This is a genomic window from Jeotgalicoccus coquinae (assembly GCF_014207425.1).
GTDB classification, from domain to species: domain Bacteria; phylum Bacillota; class Bacilli; order Staphylococcales; family Salinicoccaceae; genus Jeotgalicoccus; species Jeotgalicoccus coquinae.
Genome location: NZ_JACHFF010000001.1, coordinates 116,051 through 137,168, shown reverse-complemented (window position 1 = coordinate 137,168; position 21,118 = coordinate 116,051). Strand labels below are relative to the sequence as shown.

16 protein-coding genes and 1 pseudogene are annotated in these 21,118 nt (G+C 35.0%); 5 read left to right on the top strand and 12 right to left on the bottom strand.

The window, feature by feature from the left end:
- Positions 1 to 18: 18 nt before the first annotated feature.
- Positions 19 to 963: a nucleoside hydrolase gene (locus tag HNR41_RS00700; protein ID WP_184280745.1), complete on the bottom strand. Its 945-nt coding sequence runs from the start codon at positions 961 to 963 to the stop codon at positions 19 to 21.
- Between the two features lie 124 nt (positions 964 to 1,087).
- Between HNR41_RS00700 and HNR41_RS00695 the strand changes: the two genes are divergently transcribed.
- From HNR41_RS00695 to HNR41_RS00685, 3 genes are all read left to right on the top strand, one after another.
- Positions 1,088 to 3,172, top strand: coding sequence for a DUF262 domain-containing protein (locus HNR41_RS00695; protein WP_184280743.1), 2,085 nt, complete (start codon positions 1,088 to 1,090; stop codon positions 3,170 to 3,172).
- A gap of 228 nt (positions 3,173 to 3,400) precedes the next feature.
- Positions 3,401 to 4,441 carry a restriction endonuclease subunit S gene (locus HNR41_RS11335; RefSeq protein ID WP_229714937.1) on the top strand — a complete coding sequence of 347 codons (1,041 nt, stop codon included), beginning with the start codon at positions 3,401 to 3,403 and terminating at the stop codon, positions 4,439 to 4,441.
- Between the two features lie 70 nt (positions 4,442 to 4,511).
- Positions 4,512 to 5,441 carry a site-specific integrase gene (locus HNR41_RS00685; RefSeq protein WP_184280741.1) on the top strand — a complete coding sequence of 310 codons (930 nt, stop codon included), beginning with the start codon at positions 4,512 to 4,514 and terminating at the stop codon, positions 5,439 to 5,441.
- 26 nt (positions 5,442 to 5,467) lie between these two features.
- Here HNR41_RS00685 and HNR41_RS00680 read toward each other — a convergent pair whose 3' ends face one another.
- The 6 genes from HNR41_RS00680 to HNR41_RS00655 all read right to left on the bottom strand — a co-directional run bounded on the left by HNR41_RS00680 (position 5,468) and on the right by HNR41_RS00655 (position 12,291).
- Complete coding sequence (locus tag HNR41_RS00680; RefSeq protein ID WP_184280739.1) at positions 5,468 to 6,613, bottom strand: restriction endonuclease subunit S; 1,146 nt, start codon at positions 6,611 to 6,613, stop codon at positions 5,468 to 5,470.
- Positions 6,610 to 8,202 carry a type I restriction-modification system subunit M gene (locus HNR41_RS00675; protein ID WP_184282795.1) on the bottom strand — a complete coding sequence of 531 codons (1,593 nt, stop codon included), beginning with the start codon at positions 8,200 to 8,202 and terminating at the stop codon, positions 6,610 to 6,612. Before HNR41_RS00675 ends, HNR41_RS00680 begins: the two co-directional genes overlap by 4 nt.
- Positions 8,203 to 8,266: 64 nt before the next feature.
- Positions 8,267 to 11,056, bottom strand: a complete 2,790-nt coding sequence (locus HNR41_RS00670; RefSeq protein WP_184280736.1) for a type I restriction endonuclease subunit R — start codon at positions 11,054 to 11,056, stop codon at positions 8,267 to 8,269.
- A 148-nt stretch (positions 11,057 to 11,204) separates the two neighbouring features.
- A complete protein-coding gene (locus HNR41_RS00665) occupies positions 11,205 to 11,624 on the bottom strand; it encodes a hypothetical protein (RefSeq protein ID WP_184280734.1) in 420 nt (139 codons plus the stop codon).
- A complete protein-coding gene (locus HNR41_RS00660) occupies positions 11,621 to 11,830 on the bottom strand; it encodes a helix-turn-helix transcriptional regulator (RefSeq protein WP_026859830.1) in 210 nt (69 codons plus the stop codon). Before HNR41_RS00660 ends, HNR41_RS00665 begins: the two co-directional genes overlap by 4 nt.
- A 335-nt stretch (positions 11,831 to 12,165) precedes the next feature.
- Positions 12,166 to 12,291: a helix-turn-helix domain-containing protein gene (locus HNR41_RS00655; RefSeq protein ID WP_229714938.1), complete on the bottom strand. Its 126-nt coding sequence runs from the start codon at positions 12,289 to 12,291 to the stop codon at positions 12,166 to 12,168.
- Between the two features lie 162 nt (positions 12,292 to 12,453).
- Between HNR41_RS00655 and HNR41_RS00650 the strand changes: the two genes are divergently transcribed.
- Positions 12,454 to 12,951, top strand: a complete 498-nt coding sequence (locus tag HNR41_RS00650; RefSeq protein WP_184280730.1) for a DUF1648 domain-containing protein — start codon at positions 12,454 to 12,456, stop codon at positions 12,949 to 12,951.
- A gap of 415 nt (positions 12,952 to 13,366) precedes the next feature.
- On the opposite strand, the gene HNR41_RS00645 is transcribed toward HNR41_RS00650, so the two are convergent.
- Both HNR41_RS00645 and HNR41_RS11330 read right to left on the bottom strand, forming a co-directional pair.
- The gene (locus HNR41_RS00645) at positions 13,367 to 14,647 is read right to left on the bottom strand and encodes a hypothetical protein (RefSeq protein ID WP_184280728.1); all 1,281 of its coding nucleotides are present in this window, start codon (positions 14,645 to 14,647) and stop codon (positions 13,367 to 13,369) included.
- A 61-nt stretch (positions 14,648 to 14,708) separates the two neighbouring features.
- A pseudogene (locus tag HNR41_RS11330) lies at positions 14,709 to 14,878 on the bottom strand (tyrosine-type recombinase/integrase); the annotation flags it as partial.
- Positions 14,879 to 14,967: 89 nt separating this feature from the next.
- On the opposite strand from HNR41_RS11330, the gene HNR41_RS00640 reads away from it, so the two are divergent.
- On the top strand, positions 14,968 to 16,263 hold the full coding sequence (locus tag HNR41_RS00640; RefSeq protein WP_184280726.1) for a hypothetical protein: 1,296 nt from the start codon (positions 14,968 to 14,970) through the stop codon (positions 16,261 to 16,263).
- Positions 16,264 to 16,926: 663 nt separating this feature from the next.
- On the opposite strand, the gene HNR41_RS00635 is transcribed toward HNR41_RS00640, so the two are convergent.
- The 3 genes from HNR41_RS00635 to HNR41_RS00620 are packed head-to-tail and all read right to left on the bottom strand — an operon-like array spanning position 16,927 to position 20,607.
- Positions 16,927 to 17,547 (bottom strand): CadD family cadmium resistance transporter, encoded by a 621-nt coding sequence (locus HNR41_RS00635; protein WP_046791364.1) that lies wholly within the window; start codon positions 17,545 to 17,547, stop codon positions 16,927 to 16,929.
- Positions 17,544 to 20,246, bottom strand: coding sequence for a heavy metal translocating P-type ATPase (locus HNR41_RS00630; RefSeq protein WP_260399561.1), 2,703 nt, complete (start codon positions 20,244 to 20,246; stop codon positions 17,544 to 17,546). The genes HNR41_RS00635 and HNR41_RS00630 overlap by 4 nt, the downstream gene beginning before the upstream one ends.
- Positions 20,239 to 20,607 carry an ArsR/SmtB family transcription factor gene (locus tag HNR41_RS00620; protein ID WP_052256044.1) on the bottom strand — a complete coding sequence of 123 codons (369 nt, stop codon included), beginning with the start codon at positions 20,605 to 20,607 and terminating at the stop codon, positions 20,239 to 20,241. The genes HNR41_RS00630 and HNR41_RS00620 overlap by 8 nt, the downstream gene beginning before the upstream one ends.
- Positions 20,608 to 21,118: the final 511 nt, after the last annotated feature.

The window sequence follows — 21,118 nt, the reverse complement described above, 5'->3', positions numbered from 1 at the left end:
CCTCGTAAGAACGTTTGACTATTTGATATCTTTCAAAACATCATACAAATGCTCTTTAAATAAATCCCTATCTACTTTTTCACATACTCTGACATTTGGGTCCTTACCTAATCGTCCGTTGATATCAACAAGACTGTAGCCTCTAGTCAGTTCACCTTTAGTCTCTACATCAACGTAATACTTATTGGACTTCTCCATAATCCTTTCATCAGCTGCGATTGCAACCAGCAGTGTATCAGGGTGAGTCGTCCCATTCAGTTTATGTACTTCTTTATTAAACTTCTTCACTACTTTGTTCACGTCTTTAAAGAACTGTGCACCTGCTGTACCAAAGCTTTCAATTTCATCATGTTCTTCATCGAACATCAGAGAGTAATCTGTACACATATCCCAGCCGACCATAGTCATTTCAATACCTGACTGCAGCACCAACTTAGCTGCCTCGGGATCAACGTAAAAGTTATACTCAGCAGCCGGCACTATATTGCCTAAAGCGTTGTTTGTGCCTCCCATAATATACAAATGCTCAATTTTCTCTGTGATACCAGGATCCTTTTTAATCGCCATAGCAATGTTAGTTAAAGGCGCAATCGCAAGAAGCGAAACTTCACCGGGATTCTCGTTAATTGTATCGATGATAAAATCTATCGCATGCGCCGCTTCAGCAGAACGTTCAGGTTTAGGGAAGAAAGAATCACCCATACCATCACTTCCATGCACATCTTCAACAGTCGTATGCTCCTGTTCAGTATTGCCGAAGATCGGACCACTGTATCCCGGATAAACAGGGATGTCAGTCTTACCAACAACTTGAGTTGTATATAACGCATTATCAATCTGCTGATTAAAATCAACGTTACCGCCAGTGATTGTAATACCGAGAACGTCGAAATTATGCAGGGCAGTTAGAATTGCGATTGTGTCATCGCCTGCAGTATCAGTGTCTATGATTACTTTTATCAATATATTTACCTCATTTATAATTTTTATGGACAGCTTATCTATCTATTGTATAACAAAGAATTCTAAATTTTTCTATTTTAATGTACAGTAAGGTTATATTATTTTATTTAGAGGAAGTGTTTCTATGGAAGGCAACGTTAGATATATAAGTGAATATCTGCGAGGTGCAACGAAATTAATAATTCCAGTCTATCAAAGAAACTATGACTGGAAAAAAGAGAACTGTAAAAGACTCATAGATGATTTAATTAGCTTGCACGAGGAAGATAAACAATCTCATTTCTTTGGCAGTATTGTAGTGAAACCCGGTGACTACTCACAAGAAATTATTATTATTGATGGGCAGCAACGTATCACTACTATCTCTCTACTCATTCTCGCAATGAAAAATTATATGAGCAATAATAATATTATTCAACAAACAATAAATCCTAATAATTTAAATGATGGCTTTTTAATTAACAGCTTCAGCAATGATCCTGACAAACAAAAATTAAAATCTAACCCTCGTGATTTTGAAGCTTATAAAAAGCTATATAGCGATTCCAGAACTCATATTCAAACATCCAATATTACCATGAACTATAACTATTTCTATAATAGACTTTCAGAACTTAATATAAGTCTGGATGAATTATTCGAGTCTATTAATAAGTTACAGGTAATGGTGGTTAACCTGAATTCACCGGACGATGATCCTCAGCTGATTTTCGAAAGTTTAAACTCTACTGGTGTGGATTTAACAAACGCAGATAAAATACGAAATTACCTCTTAATGAACGAGGCACAAACTGTACAATCGGAACTGTTTAATAATTATTGGCAGCCTATTGAAGAAAGAACTCATCTAAGAATGTCTGACTTTTTCAAAGATTTCCTAACTCTTAAAGAAGGTAAAACTCCCGTAATCGCAAAGGTATATGAAGCTTTTGTTGAATACTATAATGCCGTCGATTCCAAGAGAGATTCAAATGAAAATATTAAGAAGGACTTCTTCAAAGAGCTAGCAGAATACTCGATTGCTTACCAACATATATTAAAGTTTAATACTGATAATAAAAGGATAAATGAATTTTTGAAACGTTTAGAAGAAATTAAAGTGACTGTTGCTATACCTTTTGTATTGGCTATTCTAAAAGATTACTCTGATAACAAGATTGATGTGAATCAAGTCATTTCAATTTTTAATACTGTCGAATCATATATCGCCAGACGTTTAATTACTGCAATACCATCCAACGCTCTCAACAAAATTTTTGCCACATTATATAAAGATATGAAGAAACATATGAGTAAATCAGAGAATAATGTATCCGAGTCAGAAATCATTTCATATCTATTACTGACAAAACCAAGTACCGGAAGATTCCCTACTGACCAAGAAGTCGAAGAGAGCCTTAAATCAAGAAATATGTACAATATCAGTCCAAAAATAAGAACCTATATTTTTGAACGTTTGGAAAATCACGGCCATGTTGAAAATTTAAATATATATGATGGAGTTCAAAATCAGGATTACAGTATTGAACATATTATGCCTCAAACTCTCAGTCCTAAATGGATAAGCGAGCTTGGTGATAATTATAAAGAAGTACACGATATGTATTTAAATTCAATCGGTAACCTGACTCTTACAGGTTATAATTCAAAATACAGTAACAGACCATTTACTGATAAGCAAAATATTGAGAAAGGATTTAAAGACAGTCATTTTTCATTTCTGAATCGACTTCCATCTCATAAAGATTCATGGGGGGAACAAGAGATTATTGAAAGACGAGATGCTATCATTGAAAGAGCTTTAAACATCTGGGAATACCCAACAACCGATTATCAACCTGTCACGTTTAATCAAGAAATGGTGATTTTCGATGGTACGCAAACTTTTACAAATTATTATATAAAAGGCTATACATTTTTAGATGAGAACTATGTAGCTATTAATACATGGAAAGATTTTATGATTGATATTGTTAAAGTGCTGGTTGAAAAAGATATCAATTTAATTTTAGATTTAGTAAATTCAAGTAATACCGGCTTGGGTTCAATTTTTAGTACAACTGATCAAGAAGATAAGGTCATGATATCTCCAGGTTTGTTTATGAATGTTGGATATTCCAATAGTACTAAGATGAAATTTGTAATGGAGTTATTCGATATTTATGATATCAACTATGATGAATTGACTGTGGCTGTTTTTCTGAATTAACTAAAAAAGGCTTTGCTGATAAAATTCAGCAGAGCCTTTTTAAATTAACACATCGTAATATTTTTACATTCTTATCAAAAATTATATAAACTAATTTGGGAACAGCGTAAGTTAAATACAATTGTAGAACGGGTAACTCGAAAGAATAAAAACAATGAATCTACACTTCCACTTACAATATCTGCTCAAGATGGTTTAGTAGATCAAAACACGTATTTTAATAAACAAGTGGCTAGCAAAGATATGAGTAACTACTACTTATTAAAGAAAGGTGATTTTGCATATAATAAAAGTTATTCAAATGGTTTTCCTCTCGGTACAGTGAAACGTTTGGATAAGTATGACCAAGGCGCCCTTTCATCATTGTATATAGTTTTTAGACCTAAAAAGGTTAACACAGACTTTTTAAGTATTTACTATGACACAAATAAATGGCATCGTGAAGTTATGAAATTATCAGCAGAAGGTGCTAGGAACCATGGGTTACTTAATATACCTGTTAATAGTTTCTTCGAGAAGAACATTATTATTCCAATTCATGAAAAAGAACAATTGGAGATTGCTAAATTCCTTAAACGATTAGAAAAAATAATAGCTCTTCATCAAAGAAGTTTTAACATGTTAAATCAGAAAAAACAAGTTCTCTTAAGAAAAATGTTCCCTAGTCTGAGAGAAGATATCCCTTCTATTCGATTCAATTCATTCGAACAAGACTGGAAACTATCAAATTTGGGAGATTTAGGTGAAGTATTAACTGGAAATACACCATCTACAAAGATGGAAAGCTACTGGGAGAAAGGTAAGAATGGATATATTTGGATTACACCATCGGATGTATTTAAATATAAAACATCAGAATCCATGAGATATTTAAGCGAAGAAGGATGGAAAAAAGCAAGAAAGGTACCTAAAAACTCTGTATTAATAACTTCTATTGCTTCTATAGGCAAGAATACGATAAATCAGATGCCAGCGGCATTTAATCAACAGATTAATGCCATTATACCTAAGGAGAACTCAGCTTATTTTATATTAACTTGTATGGAGAAAAATAAAGTTCAATTTAGTTCTATAGCTGGAAAAACTGCTACTCCTATAATTAACAAAACCGATTTTAAAAAGTTTAAAGTCAAAGTCCCTCAACATCCTGAACAGCTTGTTATAGGAGATTTATTTGAGAAAATAGATGATATTTTATCATATTATCAGAAAAAATTAGACGTATTACAAAAGATTAAAAGTATATACCTTAGCAAAATGTTTTTATAATCTTCTCAAATCTTCTAAAATCGGTAACGTTGATTTATTAATCGACGTTACATTTTAGGAGGTTTTTTTTATGGCAGTGAAAAAGAGAGAGAATCAATTATTCTTTAGATACTTTGAAGATTGGATTGAACTGTATAAAGTAGGAGCTGTACGTGATGTCACTTTAAATAAGTACTATATGACGCTTCAAAAGTTAAAGTTATTAGCGCCTAATTTACGTATGTATGATTTAGATCGTCAAAGTTACCAGCAGATTCTAAATGATTATGCTTTTACTCATGAGAAACAAACAACAATGGACTTTCATCATCAGTTAAAAGGGGCAATACTTGATGCTGTGGATGAAAGGATTATTGATAAGAATCCTACGCGAAAAGTTATTATTAAAGGGAGAAAACCACGACCAAAGAAGATAAAATTTCTTAATCAGTTTGAGCTGCAAGCCTTACTCAAAAACTTAGATCTTAATGATGAAATTAATTGGGACTGGTTTATCTTACTTGTTGCTAAAACGGGATTACGCTTTTCAGAAGCTCTTGCCTTAACACCAAATGATTTTGACTTCTCTAAGCAAAGTATCACTATAGAGAAAACTTGGGATTACAAGTCTTCAAAAGGTGGAACGCAGGAAACTAAAAACAAATCATCCAATCGTAAAGTGATAATGGACTGGCAAGTTGCAATGCAGTTTTCACAAATGATTAGAGAATTAGATCCTGAGAAACCTATATTTGTTAAAGGCAGAATCTATAATTCCATGGTAAATAACAGACTAAGAGCACTATGTATTAAAGCTGATATACCAATAATTTCAGTCCACGGACTCAGACATACCCATGCCTCATTATTACTTTTTGCAGGTGTATCTATTGCCAGTGTCGCAAAAAGACTTGGACATTCCAGCATGATAACAACTCAGGAAACTTATTTGCATATAATTAAAGAATTAGACAATCAAGATAACGATAAGATAATAAGACATTTATCTACCTTGTCATAAAAAATATCTAGAGAGAATAATTCTCTCTAGATAAACATTTTATTTAAATACACTTGTTTTATTCTATTAAGTCTGTGCAACTTTCTGTGATGAAGGGTGATGATATTATCGATTTCTTTAAAGAATTGACCTACTTGAACTTGTTCATTTAAACTTGTGTCTGGAAAATTCATCTTGGTAATCATTTCACGCCGGACGGAGTCTACTGATGTTTTTGCATTATATTTTCTTGCCTCATACTTAAAGTTATTGGAAAAATAATAGTAAAAAAATAAGCCATTATAATTTTTGAAATCTGATATTTTATAAACCCTTTGATGATAGTCAAATTTACCATTCACATAATGAAATACTTTACCCACACCTACACCGTCACCTACAGTTAGTACAGCTTCACCATTATAAGAATAAGAATTTATTTTTTCTATTTTAGGTGATCGAACGTAAAAATCGTAAGCACCATCAGTAACAGCATCTTGAGTATCTTTTTTACCTGTATTTACAATTGCAATATCTTCTACTTTACGCTGTTCCCATGCTTCATTAAAAAATTTAAAGTGCAAACGTGGTATATCTTCACTTCTATTAGGAAACATTACATTAAGATAGACTTTCTTTAGAGTTTCTAAAATATTAATTTTACGCTGATGAAGTGTAATTAAATTATCAATAGAAGATAGCGTAGCACTAATCTTTTGCCCCTCTAATAAATTTAAAGGTACTGTAAATTTACTGTTAGAAACGATGTTCCAATCTGAACGTGGCATCTTACTTCCTGAAGAAATATTAGAAATCAATTTGAATTTATTTGTTTGAATCATATAGTAAATGAATTTACTTTCAATCTCTCTTGAACGTAGGACCCAAAAATCGCCAACAGCTATCCCATGAAAGTTTGGGTATAACCATTTATTTAAATAAGGGCGAAGTTTACCAAAAAGAATATCATTTGGAAGAAATTCAGTTCCTTTTTTCTCACTTTCCTTTAAAGATAGATTCTTATTTAACTCACCGCGACCAGAAATAATATCTTCATATTCGACCCTGGGTAAATGTTCGTTTTCACTGCTATGTGAAACTCTGTTAACTAACTCTTGAAACATACGCTGTTCCCAATCGTCATGAAAGCCTTTAAAACGCAACTCAGGGACTCTTCTTTCTTCTTTACTCATCGACGAAACACCTCTTTCGTTGCCTCTATAAGTGCCATTCCGTCTTCATCGCCTTCTAATTCATCTAGCATTTCTAAAAGACTCGCTTCCGCTTCAGCAATCTCTTTATTAATTTCTTTAATTTCTTCATGAAGTGCTTTAATATCTACAGGTTCTTCTTCTTCGAATGTATCAACATATCTCGGAATGTTAAGGTTATATTCATTCTCCTCAATCTCTTCACGCGTTGCTACATAACTGTATTTATCTATAACTTCACGGTTTCTGTAAGTTTCCAGTATTTTGTCCACATCTTCATCAGACATATGGTTCTGGTTCTTACCTTTTTCGAATGACTGAGATGCATCAATAAATAGCACATTTTCTGTCTGACGTGATTTCTTAAATACTAGAATTGTCGTTGGAATACTTGTGCCAAAGAAAATATTAGCCGGTAGTCCAATAATTGCATCCAGATAATTCTTCTCTTCTATAAGATACTTACGGATAACTCCTTCAGCAGCTCCTCTGAAAAGTACACCATGCGGTAAAACAACAGCCATAGTCCCTTCATCATCCAAGTGATGAATCATATGTTGAACAAATGCAAAGTCTGCTTTAGATTTTGGTGCCAATTTACCATAGTTACTGAAACGCTCATCTTCTAAGAATGATGGATCGGCACTCCACTTCGCACTGTATGGTGGATTCGCTACAATCGCATCAAACTTCTCGTCTGGGAATGCAGGTTCTTCTAAAGTGTCTCCATTTTCTATAGAGAAAGCTTTAAAGTTCACATCATGCAGCAGCATGTTCATTCGCGCCAGGTTATATGTCGTACTATTGTATTCCTGCCCATAATAGTGTCTTACATGAGCTAAACGACCTACACGTAATAGTAATGAACCGGATCCACATGTCGGGTCATAGACACTGCGTAAATCCTCTTTATCTGTCGTAACAATTTCTGCTAATAATTTAGAAACCTGCTGCGGAGTATAAAATTCTCCAGCTTTTTTACCAGCTGTTGCTGCGAACTGACCAATCATATACTCATAAGCATCACCGAGCATATCAATTTCCATATCACTATGTACAAACGGTAAATCTGCTAGATTCAACATGACTTTAGAAATTAACTTCGTACGGTTAGAAACGTTATTACCTAATCGGTTAGATGTTAAATCCATATCGGAGAACAAGTGAACAAAGTCATCTTCACTAGTTGTTCCGAGCGTAGATTCTTCTACTTTATTAATCGCTTTAGATAACTGTTCTATATCAAATTTACCCGCTTCAATATCACTTACCAAGCTGCTGTATAAAAATTCTGGCTCTATGAAATATCCAATACGCGTAATTAGTTCTTCAGATAATGCTTCTCTCAATTCCTGATCCATCCAAGCTTGATCAAAAGTAAGTTTATCTTCTTTTAATAACCCTTCAACTTCCTCTTCCATCTTTTCAGATAGGAATCTATAGAAAATTAATCCTAATATGTAGTTACGGAATTCGCTAGCATCCATGTTACCTCTTAAATCATTTGCGATGCTCCATAATTTTTTCTGTAATTCAGCCTGTTGCTGTCTTTGCTTTTCTGTTACTGTCATCATTGAAAAGTTTCCTCCTGTAAAACAAATATGAGAAACTCTCAAGTTTTACTTGAGAGTTAATTTAAACTCCGTATTTCTCTGTTACTTCGCGGATGTAGCTTTGAATCTTATCCACTTTTTTACGTCTCACTAAGAAAGAACCCGAGATACCTTCTTCTATATCCTTCCGGTAAACCTGCCCGCTGAACTGGAATTCTGATAACAGAGTATTTAATTGTTCCTGCGAATAGTCATTCTCTTTTGCAAATTCCTGTATTTCTCTGATTCGCTGCTCCTCTTCAAAATCGAGATACTCTGCAGCAACGTTAGCATCTTTATCAAGTGTAGGAACCACTGTATCCAAGAACTCTTTAATCAGTTCTGATTTCAGGCGCAGCTGTTCATCATCAGCACCATCCAGAATATTTCTGATGCTTGCAATTTCTCTTCTCTGATTGCTCTTATTCTCCAGATCAATATCATTAATCAGATTAATGATATAACTCACGTTAATCATTTCATTACGAATGATCTCAATCTCGAAATCAATATCATCAAGAATTGATGCTTTTTCTGGATCTGGTTTCTTAATATGTTCATTATATAAATCTACATAGTGACTGCGGTAATCCTGATGCTCCTGCGGATCAATCCCTGTTACTTCTTCTTTAAATTCAAAATCCATAAAAGTTTTTAAACTTACTAAAGCCCTGCTCAGTCTTCTGAATGCTTCAACAAAATCTTTAATTTCTTCTTCTTTTTCTAAAACATTCCGACTTGCGTCTGAAGGCGTCGGTGCGATTGCCTTTAGTGCATATAATGCTTTTTTAAACTCTTTTAAATATTCTTCATATGGTTTCTGCAGAACAGTATCCGTATCATCTGTCTGTGAGAATAGCTTAATAGCTTCATCAGTTTCTTTTTTAAGATTTCTGAAGTTTACAATGTTTCCGTACGGTTTAGTTTTCTTCTCTACACGGTTAGTTCTTGAATATGCTTGTATTAAATCATGATGTCTTAAATTTTTGTCTACATACAGCGTGTTTAGTTTTTTGCTGTCGAATCCTGTAAGGAACATGCCGACTACAATCAGCACATCAATTTTCTCGCCTTTGATTCCTTTCTTAACTCTCTTAGAAATATCATTGAAGTATCCATCATAAGTTTCCAGTGAAAAGTTTGTTTCGTACATCTTATTATAGTCAGCAATGACGCGTGCAAGCTGATCTTTTCCAGCCTCTTTAACTTCACCTTCACGTATATCCTGATTGGCTTCATATGAGAATATCGTGACTACTTTCAATTTCTTTCCATTCTGGTCCGCTTCACGTGCTTTAAATGTATCGTAATACTTCATAGCCATTTCGATACTCTGTGTCGCTAAAATTGCCGAGTATTCTTTTCTGACTGTCTTTTTAGAATGAATATTGTATATGTGGTCTGTGACCAGATTAATCCTGTCATCCGCCATCCATATTTTATTTGCTTCAATTCCTGAAACATACTCATCATTAAGAAACGGATTCTCACCTTTAAAAGTGTTGATGTATTCTACTGAGAAGCCCAGCACGTTGCCGTCACGAATCGCATCTTTAATTAGATAATAATGAAGACACTTATCAAAGATATCTGCTGTTGCTCTGCCGTCAGCACTTCTGTTTTCATCAAATCTCGGAGTACCTGTAAATCCGAAGAATTGAGCGTTTGTAAAGTGTTTGGCAATCTGTGTATGCATCTCACCAAACTGTGATCGGTGACATTCATCAATAATGAAAATAACTTTATCTGTTTTATACTGGTCCATTACACTGTTGTTTCTTTTAACAGCATTATTCAGCTTTTGAATCGTTGTTACAATCATCGGCTGAGATTTGTCTGCCAGCTGGCGTTCCAGTTTTGCAGTATTAGTCGTAAAGTCTACTGAGTCTTTCTGGAACTTATTAAACTCTGACATTGTTTGTGCATCAAGGTCTTTACGGTCTACAAGGAAGATGACTTTTTGAATTTCAGGTCTTTCAGACAACAGCTGACTTGCTTTAAATGATGTCAGTGTTTTCCCGCTTCCCGTTGTATGCCATATGTAGCCGTTATTATTTGTTTCAGTAGCGCGTTCTATCAATGCTTCTGTCGCGTAGACCTGATAAGGTCTCATTACCATTAGATTATGATCAGTCTCATTAATAATCATATAACGGCTAATCATTTTAGACAGACGGCATGGTGTACAAAAGTCCTCTATAAAATCTGACAGTCTGTTAATAGTATTGTTCTTATCATCAGACCAGTAGAACATGCTGCTCTTATAAATCTCTTTGTCACTGTTGGCAAAGTATCTTGTATTTTGGCTATTACTCACAATAAATAATTGAACATACTTAAACAAACCTTTGTAGTTATCTCTTCGGTATCGTTCAATCTGATTGAATGCTTCTTCGATGGCTACACCGCTGCGTTTAAGTTCAATTTGAGTAACAGGTAATCCGTTTACTAAAATTGTGACATCGTAACGCCCTTTATACTTATCACTTACAGCAACCTGATTTGTTACCTGATAGATGTTTTTACGCCATGAATCTTTGCTGAAAAATTCCAGATAAATGTCTGTCTCATCATCTCTTCTGAGTACAAACTTATCCCTTAATATCTGTGCACTGGTAAAAACATTCTTACCATTTATCTGAGTCATTAAACGGTCAAACTCACTGTCAGTCAGCGGTTTACCATTTAACTTATCCTGATGCCGTTCATTCAATATTTTTCTGAAATTATCAATAATTGCTTCAATAGAATACAGCTTTACATTTTCAAAACCCTGTCGTCCAAGCTGTTCCATTACCTGATTCTCAAGTGCTGCCTCGTTCTGATATCCCATAAAACAACCCTCGCTTAATAAATATTGGAAGTTATTACTATTGTACTATATTTCCCAAGATATTCATTTCTGTTTAGAAATATTTTCTAATCTAAATAAAGACGTGAAAACTCAAATATTTCCACGTCTTGACCAGTGCCTTTAATCGTTATCTTCTTTTAACAACAAGAGCACCTATTCCTACAACCCATATATATACAAACGCGAATATCCAAAGATAGACTAATGGCATTGATTCATTACCCATCATTGTAAATACTGCTATACCGATAATCAAAATAGCCATAAAGATATGCGAGCCATATGCAAAGAAATTAAAAATATTATGAGTTACCCGTTCATCAACTTCCGGCACATTATCTTTCTTGCTCTTCTTTTTTATTACCTCAATAATTATTAGAATAATAATCGCTGCTAATCCACCTGCGAGCACTTCATATGGAAATTCTCCTTGTATAAAATACACCAGAAGCGATCCCAGAATAGCTCCGAAAAACGTGCAAGTAATCATGAACAATGAACTATATTTCTCTGGAATCAATACTTTCTTTTCATTCTTGGCACTCATTCGTCATCCCCCTTTAAAATAAATAACTCGTCTATCGGTACATCGAAATAATCTATCAACTTTAGTGCTAACTCCAGACTCGGATTATATTTATTCTTTTCAATTGCATTGATAGTCTGTCTCGTGACCTGTAAATCCTCAGCCATTTTAACCTGGGTTATCCCCCTGGACAGACGTATTTCTTTTATATAGTTAACCACTTTCATTAAATACGCCCTCTTTTGATGTAAAGTTATCTTTACATAGACAATAACAAAATATCCGCAGCGTGTAAAGAAATCTTTACCTCCAACGGATATCTTTTAAAATTATATACTTACTGATAATCAGTAATTTTCAGTATGCCATCTGTATCCAATACTGTATAGGTCACCTGAGACGTTTCCTGTCCATTTCCTAGTCTAACTTCAATGTTCGACTGCTTGTATCAATTGTACTTCTTGTGACACCGGTTTTTCTATGTATATTTATTATATTTTAAACGCATCTCAATGCGACGGTTTGAACCGATTCTAGCGTATCGAATAAGCATCATATCCTGCTATGTATTCAATTTCTCCTGATTGATTACATTATATATCGTTCCTTTTGACACACCGGTTATTTTCATTATCTCATTGATGGTATATGTTTTACTATGATAGAGTGATACAATTTTTTCTTCCACAAGATGGTCCAATAAACGGTCGTTAAATAAACATTAATTTTCATTATGATTTTTGGAATGTCGCAAATGAAATATATAGCTTCTAGTAATAATAGAAGAATTGTAAATTAAGATTGGTCTTCCTGATACAATAGAACTAAATATATCATTGAGGTGATTGATATGAAAGAAAGAGCGAAACTGGATATTCCGAAGACCATGTCGGAAAGGGTCGCGAACATCATCGGCTATAGCATTTTCATCGGGGCTTTAATCTATGTGATCATCACATTTCCTTCACTACCTGCAGAAGTACCCGCCCACTTCGGAGCGGATGGCGAAGTTAACAGATACGGGTCGAAGTATGAAATGATTGTTCTCGTCGTCATACCACTGTTCCTGATTCCCGGTCTCGAGGCGCTGGAGCGGTTTCCGGAAATGCACAACTATCCGCGACGCATGGATGAATCTAATATCGAAAAATTCTATTTGAATAGCAGAATACTACTCAATTTAACAAAAAATGGCACGCTGATCGTATTTGCAGTCATCTTCATCGAAATCATCAACCACGGGCTGACCGGCACATCCACATTCGGAGCCTCTCTGACTCCGTTGATTCTTTTGCTTGTACTGGGGCCGATAGCATGGAAAATGATCGAGCGCAGAAAAATAAAATGATCCACTTCGGTGTCATTTATGACGATAAAATACATATATTTTAAGTGTTATTTTGTATAACAACGTTAAAACCCAGCTATCTTCTTGAAAAGATAAACTGGGTTTTTAACTATAGTACAAGTTACCGCCTAAATCAGTGCAAAATAAAATTGAAAGTGACACCGTTACAACAGAAGTTGTTGAAGATGCACGGGACAGTTTAGTAATTGGGATAAAGTAAACTTATAGAGGTTGGAACATAAAGGACTTTGTTCCACCTCTTTTCACATGTATTATGGTGCAAAATAGCACTTAAAAACAGGTGCAAAATATAATCAAAAGTGACACTTTAGCTAAGTGTGGCATACATTTTTCATCCAATAAACGGTCGTTTATTGGAATACTAGAATGTAAATTTCTTAAGACGATATTGGAGTTATTTAAAGTCCTTAAATTCATAATAATTCAAAGGGAAGTTAGACTCGATGCCTTGCTTCCTTAATAATAGTATGACCACTATTTCTTGAAGAGTAAAAATATCTTTTAATGAATTTTGTAATCTTTCAGTCTTAATCTCATTGCCATGAGATAGATGATTTCTTAATGATGTCATTTTTCCCACAAAAGTATCGAGATCGTCAAAGCAATCATGTTCATAAAATTTATCCACTTCAAACTCACCATTTATTAACTCTACAATTTTATCTTTAGTTGATTTAGTACTACCTTTTGGAATTTGCTCTTTGACATATTCAACTTCAGCTTCTGAGAACTCTGCTTTAATCATTGATTCTACTACTCTGTCTCTTACTTTATTTACACAGTGGTCTGGGTAGAGCTTAGCATCTATTTTGCTACCAGCAATTCTCTCAATACATCTAAAATATGTGAGAAATTTTTCTTCTATCAGTTGAGGTTTAAAACGTAATGTGGACGAATAATTTAACCAAAGAGGAAATTTCTTATCTAATATAGGGTTGATGAGGTGCTCTTTAAATTGTTCATTTGTAAGTAGTGAAAATCTATAGTTATAGTTACTTAAGTTTGGTGGACCACTTTCATCACTAATTTTTTTCATGTGATTGTCTATGTAATAAGAGTGTTTTTGATTGGGAACAAAATATTTTTCATATGTAATGTAATGATTCGATAAGAAGGATGTTATTGTAGAAAAACGGAAAAAGAATTTGTCTACAATATTGAGGGGTAAGTGTTTATCACTTCTAAGAGAAACTGTCATAGTCTTAGTTGTATTTGACTTAAATAGGTCATGCTCTGACTTTGAAGATTCCTCTGTCTCTAATGTTATGCTATAACCTTCAAAGTTAAATTCAACACAAAATTCTAATTCCTCTTTAGAACCGATAAATAACGTATGGAGATAAGGAAAAATAGCACCTATTTTCTTAATTTTAAGTCCTTCGAGAGACTCCACATAATGGTTTACATAAAGACTAACTTTAAAGGTCAACTCATGAGTAGAACCAGCAGTTGTATCCAGTATTAAAACACATTTAAATAAACTAATCATTTCTCCAGTTATTAATTGACAATGGAAATTATTGTACCTAGATGATTTGAAATCATTATAACATTTGTGTGAAGAGTCAATAAAAATCTTAAATTCTTTTATATTTTCGTTTAATTGCAGATGGCCAATAAAAGTTTCTTCATCGTATATAATTTTAACTAAGTTATCTATATCGTTATTTCTCATAATGAAACCTCTTTCTTATACTAATTGTTAATAAAGACACTAACCTACTTACTGCCTAAATCTAAATATTTTCCAGTTTACTCATCATATCCTTAGTCCTTTGCTCGGTGACGTGTAATATATTTGTAACGAAGTTTTATGATAAGTATGCCCTAATCAATCGATATTTGCTCCTAATGATACACCAAGTTGTGATAGTAGAGGTATATGTGAGTGTCTTAGAGTATGGGCGTTACATTTATCCACCATAATTAAATTAGTTGAGTTATAATATAATTACAATATTTAGAAATAATAACTATTATTGAAAGGAGTTAACAATGCAACAATTAAAATTTTCACTTTTTTTAATCGGCGTTATTCTATTGGCTGGATGTGGACAAACTTCTATGAACAGTGAGGAAGTCCTTGATAATGTTGAAGAAATACATAATAACAATCTCGAGATAGTCAGTCTGCTACATAGCAATGATATATCTTTAGCAAGAGAATTAGTTACAGAAAGCAACAACTTGTTAGCTCAATTAGATGAAGATAATAATGTCAATGATGATAGTGAACAGAGTATTTTTGTAGACTACTCAAATTACATATCAGCTGTAAAGTCATATTATCAATTCTTGGATAATCAATTGGGGACTGATGAAGTACAGGCAGAATTAATATTTTTCTCTGAAGAATGGTTGAAGGCACAGCAAGAAATCACTCAAACATTAAGTGATTTCTTGGTTAATAACTTTGAATCACCTGACATAAGTAGTGTTTACGTCGAAAATGTAGATAAAGAGAGTTACTTTAATAGTTTGAATGTAATATTAACACATTTTTTTGCAATAACTGAACACCACGATTCAGGTGCAGAACACAGAAAGTATAACGAAAATAATTTAATGTGGAATGAAGTACGCTCAGTTAGAGAAAAATTACTAAAAGAAACTCAAGATTTAGATTTTATACGTGATTTACAATCAAACATATCTGAATTTGGCGCAATTGCATCCGCTGTGGATATTGATGATTGGGACACCATTATAAATGAATTATCCGGTGATGCTGGGTTTAATACAGGTCAAATTATAGAAAACTATTATGGTGGAGAATATCCAGAAGGTTTATCTATCTACTTTGATGAGCAAGCAGAAAATACAGCAGAGATAACTGAAACTGACGTGGTGGATGGTGTTGAAGATAGTAATGAAGAATCAGCAGATCAAATGACTACATATTCGCAAGGCGAATGGTGGGAAATTTCTGATGAATGGCGATTAAAGATTAATCAAGTTTACAGTACTGATGAGAGAAATCAGTTTTCAGATAAAAATCCAGAACAAGTCGTAATCATAAATTACACTTATGAAAACTTAGGATTTGAAGGTAGTGTACAAGACTTATATCTCACTCCATATAACGTTATTGATAGTGAAGGTGTAATAGCTGAGACTTACCCTACATCTGGTATAAAAGGTGCAAGGCCTGCTCCTATCGGGAGTACTATGGAAGAAGCAGAGGTTTCTTATGGCTTATCGAATTCTGGCGGTGAAATTCAAATTGTATTTGAGAAATTTGATACTTCAAGGAACAAACATACAGGGGTTTTCAGTATAGAAATAAAATAATTACTCGAAAAAATATATATTAAAGAGGGCTAATTAAATGAAGTGAATTACGTACAAACTCACTTTAATTATTTATCTCCTAATTACCCAAACAATGAACGAAATGTTATCCATGTAATTAATGAGAGGTACTTAGAAGGGTTTTTGAATGAAAGAAAATAAGCACTATACATGCTATTTAATGATTTAAAAGATCGAGAGAGCATGTAAAAAGGGGTCGATAAATATCGAGTGAAATGTTCTTATTATATAGGAAATGAACTTGAAGATTCCCGATTTACGAATAAATTTTAAATCCATTATTTGTATGAATTGAGTAGATCCTAAATAGACAACACTAGAGTGTCTCTTTCACCGATGAATTGCATATATTTTAAATACTATTTTGCACATACTACTTTAGAACCCAGCTTGTCTTCTTACGAAGACAAGCTGGGTTCTTTAATTATAATGCAAATTATCGTCTGAATTAGTGCAGAATAATTACGAAAGTGACAGAAGGGGTAACCGGATGTGAATCGGTGATTAAAGTTTAGCAGACCTTTGTCTTAAATCTGGGTGTGACTTTTGACTTTATTTTGCACTTATTTAAGTGATATTTTGCACTAAAATTAAGCCGATATCTCACATTAAAAGAGAGATATCGGCTTATAAAATTTTCTATTAAAATAGGAATGAGAACAGAGCGTTGAATGTGCCATTTTCAAATAGGATATAAATTCCTAATCCTATAAAGACGATTGGAACGATCCAACGTTCATATTTTTCGATTTTATCTGAAACAAAATTCAAGGAAGCCAATCGATAGCTGATTAGACATAGAACACCAACCATGATCATGAAAACAATGACGGCAATAATGATTTCCATCATATTTAAAGTCGTAAAGTACGGTATATAGATAGCGAAATCATCCGCACTGGAAGCCAGTACAATGAAAGTGACCGTTATGAATAATTGATTGAATCTGCCTGAAGAGAAAAGGGAGAGAATGTTGCCTTCATCTTCGTCTTCTTCACCTTGAATCCATATTTTTATACCCAGGTAAAGCGGCAGCAGTCCAAGCAGTCCGATTATCCATTGTTGGGGAACTAGATTAGCAACGCCCAATGACACCAGAAGACTCGCGAGTATAATAATGACTGTCCCAATATATTGTCCAATCCAGATATATTTGATCTGGTTCCTTTTCTTTATTTGCGAAAACAGAAGAATCAATATGACGAGATAGTCGATTCCTGTCGCTACATAGACGGCAGCAGCTGTAAATACCGTTACAATCATTTTTCCAACTCCAATATTTGGACATCAGTACTTTTATTTATCTGGGAAGAACCCAAGCTTAATTCATCTTCCTTCACACGCATAAGCCTCAAGCCATTCAAGGCCACCACTAAAGTGGCACCCATGTCCGAGAGAATCGCAATCCATAGTGTCAGCCATCCTGGGATGACTAACAATAGAGCAATCAGTTTGATTCCAATGGCAAAAGCGATATTCGCTTTGATGATGTTCAATGTTTTACGGCTAAGTTTGATGGTAAAGGGCAGTTTCCTCAGGTCATCGCCCATTAAAGCGACATCTGCTGTTTCAAGAGCGGTATCTGTACCGGCGCCACCCATAGCGATACCAACGGTGGAAGCTGCCAGCGCTGGGGCGTCATTGACCCCATCGCCGACCATGCCTACATGACGATAATCAGTTTTTAGTTGCTTGATTACGTCTAGTTTATCCTGCGGGAGCAATTCAGATTGAATATCTGTGACACCGACATGTGAACCAATCGCACGGGCAGTACTATGATTATCTCCCGTAAGCATGACTGTTTTTTCGATGCCTGCCTGATGCAGATTCTGGATTACCACTTTACTTGATTCGCGGACTTCATCCGCGACTGCAATAATTGCCTGAACTGTATTTTTCGTTCCTGCAACCATAACGGTCTTACCTTGTTCTTGAAGTGTTTTGACATCACTTTTAATTGCATCATTGAAATTAGCTGCCTCCATCTCTTCAAATAATGCCGGACTGCCAACGTAATACATTTCATTATTGATTTTGCCCCGTATCCCCTTGCCTGTAATAGAAGAAAAGTCTTCGACAAAGATATCAGAATAAGGAAGGTTATAACCGTCTGCCTTCTTTATAATCGCGGATGCCAATGGATGCTGAGAACGATCTTCCAATGCTGTGATGACTGCCAGCATTTCCTTTTCATCAATTGCATTGTCGATTAAACGATAATCAGTTACAACCGGGACGCCTTTTGTGAGTGTGCCGGTCTTATCAAATGCAATGGCCTTTAATCCACCCATTTCTTCGAGGTAGACCCCGCCTTTTATAAGGACTCCCTTCTTGGCAGCATTTCCGATTGCCGAAACAATCGCTATCGGCGTGGAAATTACCAATGCACATGGACAACCTACAACGAGAACCGCTAACCCTTGATACACCCAAGTGGACCAGCTCGCACCGAAAAATAACGGGGGTACAATCGCAACCAGCACTGCGACACCCATAATGGCAGGCGTATAATATTTTGCAAATTTATCAACGAATGCCTGGGCAGGAGCACGCTCACCTTGTGCTTCTTCCACCAGATGAATGATTTTGGCAATGGTCGTATCTTCAACCAATTTAGTGATTTTAACTTCCAGTAAGCCTTCTTCGTTCAGTGTCCCTGCAAATACTTCATCATCGATCGATTTTTCAACCGGCACTGATTCACCTGTGATTGCTGCCTGGTTGATTGCAGAGTAGCCATTGACAATTACGCCGTCCATAGCAATTTTCTGTCCAGGCTTAACAATCATGATATCGCCCACAGCAATATCATTGACGTGCACTGTCATTTCCTGTCCGTTGCGTCTGACAAGTGCCTCTTTAGGAGCAATATCCATCAATGAACTGATGGATTGCCTTGCTCGATCCATCGAGAAACGCTCCAACGCTTCGCTGATGGCAAACAAGATGACAACAATGGCGACCTCGGCCCATTCTCCGATGATGACACCGCCAATCACTGCGACTGTCATCAGGGTTCGCATATCAAATTCAAACCGGACTAAATTCTGGAGACCCGTTTTCAGCATTGAAGCCCCTCCGACAATCATGGAAGTGATGAACAGCAGTGGTGTAAGAATATTGTCATCACCATTCACCAACATTGAAATGAAGCCAAAAGCGATAAACAGTAGCGAATAGAGCAGAGTGCTGTGCTTTTTATAAAATGGAATGGTTACTTCCTTTTCTTTTTTGTCTTGTCCACTTTCTTCCCGGGATTTCTCAGGCACCACTTTGAGGTTTTCAAACGCCCCTGCTTCTTCCAGTTCCTCAACCGTTGCAGAACCATATACAGAAATTTTTGATGCGCCAAAATTCACCTTCGCATCTTGAACTTCAGGTAGTTTCTTCACATTATTCTCAAATTTCCCTGCACAGTTCGCACAGGAAAACCCCTGAACACGGTAAACTTTTTTTTCTTTATTTACTTCTGGTTGCGTTTGACGCATAGACTTTTCAGGCACCACTTTGAGGTTTTCAAATGCCCCTGCTTCTTCCAGTTCCTCAACCGTTGCAGAACCATATACAGAAATTTTTGATGCGCCAAAATTCACCTTCGCATCTTGAACTTCAGGTAGTTTCTTCACATTGCGCTCAAATTTCCCTGCACAGTTCGCACAGGAAAACCCCTGAACACGGTAAACTTTTTTTTCTTTATTTACTTCTGGTTGCGTTTGACGCATAGACTTTTCAGGCACCACTTTGAGGTTTTCAAATGCCCCTGCTTCTTCCAGTTCCTCAACCGTTGCAGAACCATATACAGAAATTTTTGATGCGCCAAAATTCACCTTCGCATCTTGAACTTCAGGTAGTTTCTTCACATTGCGCTCAAATTTCCCTGCACAGTTCGCACAGGAAAACCCCTGAACACGGTAAACTTTTTTTTCTTCTTCAGTCAGCTCTGCAATCCCTTCAGACATTGGTTATCACTTCTTTCCTATGTATTAATGCAATCGTCATGATTTCTTTAATATGCTGATCTTCCAGTGAATAGAACGCGAGTTTCCCTTCTTTCCTGAATGTAACGATGCCTTCTTTGTAGAGCGTGCGTAAATGATGAGATGCATTTGCTACAGTCACACCGAGTATATTTGCGATATCACAGACGCATAATTCCTCTTCCTTGCATAAGGAATAGGTGATTTTTGCCCTATTCACATCGGCAATAGCCTTAAGCATCTGTGATATACCGGCAATATCTACAGTTTGTAAATTCTCTTGCATCCGGTTAACCTTTTCTTCGTCATAACAAAAAACTTCACATGTTTCTTTCTTATTCATACATACACCTCATCATTCAAATATTTGTTTGAGTATAGCATAACATCTTTTTTTCTTTATTCAAGCAGACGTTTGAATAATAATAAATTTGTATAAGTTTTTCTCGACATAGAAAGAATTTTCTGAAATAAAGCTGAAAGAAATTACGATATCGTAAGTGAACTTTATTGTGATAAATAATTTATTCGTTCTTAAAAGTACACTTTTGCGGACACTTCGAAAACATTTGAAATAAATAAAAACAAGAGTTTGTAAACATACTAAATTATTTTAAGATTGTTTTTCATTTATAACTAGAAAAATAATCTTCTGGTAAAACAATATATAGATGTATTTTTCTCTCTTAAATTTTTGATTTATTAGGGCAGACCCTAACAATACTTATTAAATATGTCTATACTTGAATTTAATCTATGAAAAGTAAGTACCATTATTTTGGGAAATCCACATCACAAGTAAATTGCGCATTTTATTTTCTATGTTTCTTTTAAAAAAAGAATTGTTCAACAAC